Source organism: Streptomyces sp. LS1784 (assembly GCF_020103755.1).
GTDB lineage: Bacteria > Actinomycetota > Actinomycetes > Streptomycetales > Streptomycetaceae > Kitasatospora.
Genome location: NZ_JAHSQD010000493.1, coordinates 1 through 6,247, shown reverse-complemented (window position 1 = coordinate 6,247; position 6,247 = coordinate 1). Strand labels below are relative to the sequence as shown.

At 74.7% G+C, this 6,247-nt stretch carries 7 protein-coding genes; 4 read left to right on the top strand and 3 right to left on the bottom strand.

Annotated features, from left to right (window positions below):
• Positions 1–522 (bottom strand): zf-HC2 domain-containing protein (locus tag KS423_RS35715; protein WP_224283904.1); only part of this gene is annotated, 522 nt, incomplete at its 3' end.
• On the bottom strand, positions 519–1,085 hold the full coding sequence (locus tag KS423_RS35710) for a sigma-70 family RNA polymerase sigma factor (RefSeq protein ID WP_224283903.1): 567 nt from the start codon (positions 1,083–1,085) through the stop codon (positions 519–521). The genes KS423_RS35710 and KS423_RS35715, both read right to left, overlap by 4 nt.
• Positions 1,086–1,693: 608 nt before the next feature.
• On the opposite strand from KS423_RS35710, the gene KS423_RS35705 reads away from it, so the two are divergent.
• Positions 1,694–2,167 (top strand): ATP-binding protein, encoded by a 474-nt coding sequence (locus tag KS423_RS35705; RefSeq protein WP_224283902.1) that lies wholly within the window; start codon positions 1,694–1,696, stop codon positions 2,165–2,167.
• A 404-nt stretch (positions 2,168–2,571) separates the two neighbouring features.
• Here KS423_RS35705 and KS423_RS35700 read toward each other — a convergent pair whose 3' ends face one another.
• Positions 2,572–3,651: a GlxA family transcriptional regulator gene (locus tag KS423_RS35700; RefSeq protein WP_224283901.1), complete on the bottom strand. Its 1,080-nt coding sequence runs from the start codon at positions 3,649–3,651 to the stop codon at positions 2,572–2,574.
• Between the two features lie 119 nt (positions 3,652–3,770).
• Between KS423_RS35700 and KS423_RS35695 the strand changes: the two genes are divergently transcribed.
• The 3 genes from KS423_RS35695 to KS423_RS35685 all read left to right on the top strand — a co-directional run bounded on the left by KS423_RS35695 (position 3,771) and on the right by KS423_RS35685 (position 6,150).
• The gene (locus KS423_RS35695) at positions 3,771–5,087 is read left to right on the top strand and encodes an MFS transporter (RefSeq protein WP_224283900.1); all 1,317 of its coding nucleotides are present in this window, start codon (positions 3,771–3,773) and stop codon (positions 5,085–5,087) included.
• Positions 5,088–5,163: 76 nt separating this feature from the next.
• Positions 5,164–5,691 carry a GNAT family N-acetyltransferase gene (locus KS423_RS35690; protein WP_224283899.1) on the top strand — a complete coding sequence of 176 codons (528 nt, stop codon included), beginning with the start codon at positions 5,164–5,166 and terminating at the stop codon, positions 5,689–5,691.
• A 114-nt stretch (positions 5,692–5,805) separates the two neighbouring features.
• Positions 5,806–6,150, top strand: coding sequence for a DUF4229 domain-containing protein (locus KS423_RS35685; protein ID WP_224283898.1), 345 nt, complete (start codon positions 5,806–5,808; stop codon positions 6,148–6,150).
• The last annotated feature ends 97 nt before the right edge of the window (positions 6,151–6,247 follow it).

The following is a 6,247-nucleotide window of genomic DNA, read 5'->3' as shown; positions in this document are numbered from 1 at the left end:
GGCGGCCGGCTCCTGCGGCGGCACCCTCCGCCCGCCCGGCACGGCGGGCAGGCCCGGGGCGGCCGGCACCGGATCGGGCAGACCGAGCGCCAGCGCCAGGAAGCCGTCCACCGCGGTCAGGTGACCCAGCACCTCGGCCGGGCGCAGCCACTCGGTGCCGCCGTGCCACGGCAGTTCGGCCACCTCCTGCCACTCCTCCGGGCCGAGGTCGCGCAGCAGCGCGTCGAGCTTGGCGGTCTCCGCCGTGTACGGCACGCCCCAGGCGGGGACGGGCAGTTCGGCCGGCCGGCGGGCCAGGCACCAGTCGAGCACCTGCTGGCGCAGCGAGCCGGGCTGGTCCAGCGGCTCGTCCAGGGAGAGCCAGCCGGCCGCCTCGCGCAGCCGGGCCGCCTCCTCGGCGCACTCCCGGCAGCCGCGCAGGTGCTGCTCCAACTCGCCGGCCTCGCGGGCCGGGCAGGCGCCGAGGGCCCACGCGCCGAGCAGCGAGCGCAGGGCGTCGTGCTGCTCCTCAGTGCTGCTCACGTCTCCCCGTTCCCGTCCCCGGTTCCGTCCTGGCGGGTGCGTTCGTCGGCCAGTTCGGTGGCCAGCAGCTCCAGACCGAGCCGCATCCGCTGCTTGGCGGCCTGCTCGCTGATGCCGAGCAGCCGGGCCGTCTCGCGGTACGTGCGGCCGTCGTAGTAGGTCACCGCGATGGTCTCACGCAGGGGTTGGGGCAGGGAGTCGACCACGTACTGCATCCGCGCCGCGGTGGCCACGGCACGGATCTCGGCCTCCGTGCCCGGGGCCTGTTCGGCGGCCCGCCGTGCCCGCAGCCGTTCGACCGCGCGGTGGTGGGTCAGCGCGCCGAGCCAGGAGCGCAGTGTGCCCCGGGCGGGGTCGTATTCCTCGGGGTGTTCCCAGACGTGGGCGAAGACCTCCCGGGTGAGCTGGGTGGCGGCCGCCTGGTCGGCCAGTATCCGTCCGGCCAGGCCGTGCACCATCGGCGCGAGCCGGTCGTAGAGTTCGCCGAGCGCCGTCTCCTCGCCGCGGGCGAGGCGGCGCTGCAACTGCTCGTCCCAGCGCGGGGTCCGCTCCGGGGTGGCCATCGGGAACCACCCTCCTGACCGGGTTCGCTGGCGTACTCAACGGTATCTTGCGGCCGGGCGGCGCCGGGGGCGATTTCGGCAAGAACGGAACCGTTCCTCGTGGATCGGCGTCCCTGTGGATGCGCCTGCCCGCTCGGAACTCCCGGCCCCGAACTCCCGGCCCGGACTCTCCCGCCTCCGGGCCGGATCGTCGGACGGTGCGACGGCCGGCCGGCGGGACCGCGGGTGGTCCGCGAGTGGCGGGCGGGGCGCGGGTGGCGCGCGGCGGTAGGTTCCCGACTGCGGGACCGGCTGGTCGGCCCGGTGCCGGCCGAGCGCCGGTACGAGGCTCGCGAGCATGAGCGGGACAGTATGCACTGCCCTGTCGCCCGATCGCCGGAATATGCCCGAAGCGCTTGCTGCGGTCCGTCCCCCCGCCCATCCTGAGGCGTATTCGTGTCGCGGCCGGTGCCCGACCGACGAGACGGCGCGGACGAGTGGGCGCGGGCGGACGGACCGGGCGGGCGCCCGGGTACGGCTCGGGTGGTGCCGGGCGACGTGCGAGGGCCCGCCGGCCGATCCGGCCCGATCGGGACTATGGCCGAACTGCGAGTGCGGGTGGTGGAGCGGTGCAGGTTCTTCAGGTACAGCTGGCGGTGCAGGCTGACCCCGCCGAGGTCGGCCGGGCCCGCCGGTGGGTGCGCTCGCGGCTGCTGAACCACGGGGTGGACCCGGATGCGCCGATGGCCGAGACGGTGGTGCTGGTGGTCTCGGAGCTGGTGACCAACGCCGTGGTGCACACCGGCTGTCCGGCCGTCCTGCGGCTCTGTCTGCCGGTGGCCGACGGCACGCAGGAGGGCGGGCCGGCCACCCCGCTGCGGGTGGAGGTCGCCGACGCGAGCCAGGCCGCCCCGACCCCGCGGCACGCGGGCGCGGACGAGGACGCGACCAACGGGCGCGGCCTGGAACTGGTCGAGCTGCTCTGCGAGCGCTGGGGCTGGTACCCGGACGGCTCGGGCAAGCGGGTCTGGTGCGAGATCGGCAGCGACGCCCGCCCGGCCGATCCGCTGGCCGACGTGGACTGGGCGGCTTTGGCGCAATAGCGGCTTTCACGGCGGCCGTCGGACCGTGCCGATCACCGGTGCCGGTCACCGGCCGAAAGGTGACGCAACCATTCCGAATTTCGGACTACCCATTGACGTGACGTATCCGACTGATCACGCTTGGGTGCGGCGCTCCGTCGCGAGGGGACGCCGAGGGGACGTCCGTCCACCGCCGTGGTGCTGCTGTCCAGGGGATTCGTGCCAGCAGGGGGGACCGCGGACGGCCGGTCGCGGGCCGCTCCTCGGCGAGTGCGGAGGGTGTGGCGCGGGTTCAGGGCCTGCGCGCCGCGGTTGGATGGCGGCCTGCCGTACCGCGCTCGGGGCGCGTGCGGCCTGCCGCCATCCAATGCGTCGCCGAGGTGTGACGAGTTTCGGCCACCGGCTGGTCGGTTGCCAGGCGTTGCTCAGGAAGCGCGCCGTGCAGGGCTCCCGGGGGCGGCGGCGCTCCCGGGGCCGGTGGTGCTTTCGGGGACGGGGCTCCCGGAGGCGACGGGGCTCCCCGGAGCGGTACGGCTCTCGGGGAGGGCGCGGAAAGTGCGCCGGTAGGCGCTCGGTGCGACGTCGAGCCGGCCGCGCAGTTGCAGCCGCAGCGAGGCCGCGGTGCCGAAGCCGGACTCCCGGGCGACCTGGTCGATCGTCAGATCGGTGCGCTCCAGCAACTGGCGGGCCCGCTCGGTGCGCTGGGTGGTGATCCACTGGCCGGGGCTGGCGCCGGTCTCCTCGCGGAAGCGCCGGGTGAAGGTCCGTACGCTCATCCCCGCCCGGTCGGCGAGCTGCCGCAGCGCCAGCGGCCGGTCCAGGTGCTCCAGCGCCCAGGCGCGCACCGCGGCGGTGCCGCTGCCGCCGGAGTCCACCGGACTCGGGGCCTCCACGTACTGCTTCTGGCCGCCCTCGCGCCACGGCGGCACCAGGCAGTTGCGGGCCACCGCGTTGGCCACCGCGCTGCCGTGGTCGCGGCGCACCACGTGCAGGCACAGGTCCACCCCGGCGGCCACCCCGCCGGAGGTGAGGATGTCGCCGTCGTCGGTGTAGAGCACGTCGGGGTCCAGCCGCACCCGGGGGAACAGCCGGGCGAAGCGCTCGGTGTAGCGCCAGTGGGTGGTGGCCGGGCGTCCGTCCAGCAGCCCGGCGGCGGCCAGGATGAACGAGCCGGTGCAGATCGACAGCAGCCGGGTGCCGGGCCGGATCCGGGCCAGCGCGTCGGCCAGCGCGGGGGTGAAGCAGGCGTCGGCGACCGCCGGGCTGGAGTCGGCGGAGGCCGGGATCACCACCGTGTCCGCCCGCTCCAGCAGTTCGGTCCCGTGGTCGACCATGACCTTGAAGTCGGCGCTGGTGGCGACCGGCCGCCCGTCCAGGGTGCAGGTGGCCACCTCGTACAGCGGCTGCCCGGCCGGGTCCTTGGCGCCGCCGAAGATGCGGGCGGGGATGCCGAGTTCGAAGGCGATCACGCCCTCCAGGGCGAGTACCGCGACCAGGTGTGCCATGCCGTCCCCTCGGGTGTCGGTGGGTCGGGCCAGGGTATCGCGGCCCGTGGCCTGATTCTTGCGAAAGCTGTCATTCAGGCCACTCGTCCGGCTCCGGGCGGCCCGGAACACTCGTCCGCGTGACCGAACGCAGCGCCCTCGCCCCCACGCCCCTCTCCGAACCGCCCGCCCCCGCCACGCGCCCCCGGGTGCACTACGCCTGGGTGGTGGCCGGCGTCTCCCTGCTCGTCCTGCTCGGCTCGGCGGGCTTCCGCTCCACGCCGAGCCTGATGATGGACGCCCTGCACAACGAGTTCGGCTGGTCGCTCGGGACGATCTCCAGCGCCACCTCCGTCAACCTGACCCTCTACGGCCTCACCGCCCCCTTCGCCGCCGCGCTGATGGACCGTTTCGGGGTGCGTCTGGTGGTGGTCTGCGCGCTGCTGACCATCTCGGTCGGCGCCGGGCTGACCATGCTGATGCGCCAGCCCTGGCAACTGGTGCTCTGCTGGGGCGTGCTGGTCGGCCTCGGCAGCGGCTCGATGGCCGGCGCCTTCGCCACCACCATCACCGGACGCTGGTTCCAGGCCCGCCAGGGCCTGGTCACCGGGGTGCTGACCGCCGCCGGAGCGGCGGGAAACCTGGTCTTCCTGCCGGTCGGCGCCTGGCTGGTCGAGCAGCACGGCTGGCGCTCGGCCGTGATCGTGGTCTCGCTCGCCGCCAGCGCCGTCGCCGTCCCGGTCCTGCTGCTGATGCGCGAACGGCCCGCCGACCTCGGCCTGCTCCCGTACGGCGCGACCGAGGCCCCTCCCGCACCGGTCACCGACGGCCGCGCCCTGGCCCGCTCGCTGCGGGTGCTGCGGGACGCCGCCCGCACCCGGGCGTTCTGGCTGCTGGCCGGCTCCTTCGCGATCTGCGGCGCCACCACCGCCGGCCTGGTCGGCACCCACTTCATCCCGGCCGCGCACGACCACGGCATGCCCGTCACCACCGCCGCGAGCCTGCTCGCCCTGATCGGCCTGTTCGACGTGCTCGGCACCATCTTCAGCGGCTGGCTCACCGACCGGGTCGACTCCCGGCTGCTGCTGACCGTCTACTACGGGCTGCGCGGCCTGTCCCTGCTCCTGCTGCCGCAGCTGCTGGCCGGCTCGCTCCAGCCGCCGATCCTCGCCTTCGTGATCTTCTACGGCCTGGACTGGGTGGCCACCGTGCCGCCGACCGTCGCGCTGTGCCGCCGGCACTTCGGCGAGGACGCCCCGATCGTCTTCGGCTGGGTGCTCGCCGCCCACCAGATCGGCGCGGCCGTCGTCGCCGGCCTGGCCGGCCTGGCCCGTGACGCGCTCGGCAACTACGACCTCACCTGGTACGGCGCCGGCGCACTGTGCGCGGTCGCGGTCGGGCTCTGCCTGGCACTGCGCACCGGGCGGGCCGACCGGGCGGTGCCGGCCCTCCCGTGACGGCCGCTCCCCGCACGTGCGAGCGATGACGGCCCTTCCGGAAGGACTGTCGTACCGGAGGTCTAGGCTCCGCTCCATGGCGCTCACCTTCACCCTGGACCCGAAGCTCGACCCCGACCTGCGGACGGGCATCGTCCGGCTGTGGGCCGAGGTCACCAACGCCGGCGGGGCGGTCGGCTTCGTGGCGCCGGTCACCGAGGAGGAGGTCTGGGACACCGCCGACCACCAGTTCGCCGGGGTCGAGCCGGACGGTCCGGACCGGCTGCTGGTCGCGCACGAGAGCGGGACGGGCCGACTGGTCGGCGTGCTGTTCTTCGAGTCGATGCGCTTCGGCCCGATGGAGCACTGGCGGATGCTCAAGCGGGTCATGGTGCACCCCGACTTCCAGGGCCGTGGTCACGGCGCCCGGCTGCTCGCCGAGGCCGAGCGGGTGGCCCGGGAGTGGGGCCTGGAGTCGCTGCGGCTCACCGCGCGCGGCGGCCTGGGGCTGGAGCGGTTCTACGCCCGCAGCGGCTACCGGGAGGTCGGCCGGGTGCCGGCCGCGATCCGGGTCGCCCCCGGGGACGACCGGGACGACATCACCATGTGGCTCGACCTGCGCTGACACCCGTCCCGGGCGGGCCGGGCGGGCCGGACCGGGTGCCCCGTGCCCCGCTCCGGCCGTCAGGCATGCTTGACTGGAGAACCCGCCCCAGCGCAACGAAGAAGGACGTGTCGAGTGACCAGCAACGGCCCGGAGAAGTCACACGCCACGCTCCGCTACACCTCCCTGCGGGTCAGCATCTTCCTCGGCTGCCTGCTGGTGGCCCTGCTGCTCGGGCACTTCCAGATCATCCCGGTCAGCGGCGAGACCGGCATGATCTTCCTGTTCCTGCTGGCCGCGGTCGCCTCCGCGCCGCTCAGCTACGCGCTGCTGAGCAAGCAGCGCGACGAGATGTCCGCGCAGATCAGCGGCAAGGTCTCCGGGATGCGCAGCCGTACCGCCGAGCGGATCGCGACGCAGAACGCCGAGGAGGACGCCGCCGACGACGCCGCCCGCGCGGCTGCCGCCGGCCAGAGCTGACGCCGGCCCCGTCCACGAGCGCAGCCGCGTGCCCGCCATCCGAGACTCAGAGCCGTCCGAGCAGCCGCCCGCCGAGGGGCCGCCCGCCGAGGTGCCG

Coding starts and splice junctions, on each gene's coding strand:
- KS423_RS35710 (WP_224283903.1), bottom strand. CDS start 1,085: ATGGCCACCCCGGAGCGGACCCCGCGCTGGGACGAGCAGTTGCAGCGC.
- KS423_RS35700 (WP_224283901.1), bottom strand. CDS start 3,651: ATGGCACACCTGGTCGCGGTACTCGCCCTGGAGGGCGTGATCGCCTTC.
- KS423_RS35690 (WP_224283899.1), top strand. CDS start 5,164: ATGGCGCTCACCTTCACCCTGGACCCGAAGCTCGACCCCGACCTGCGG.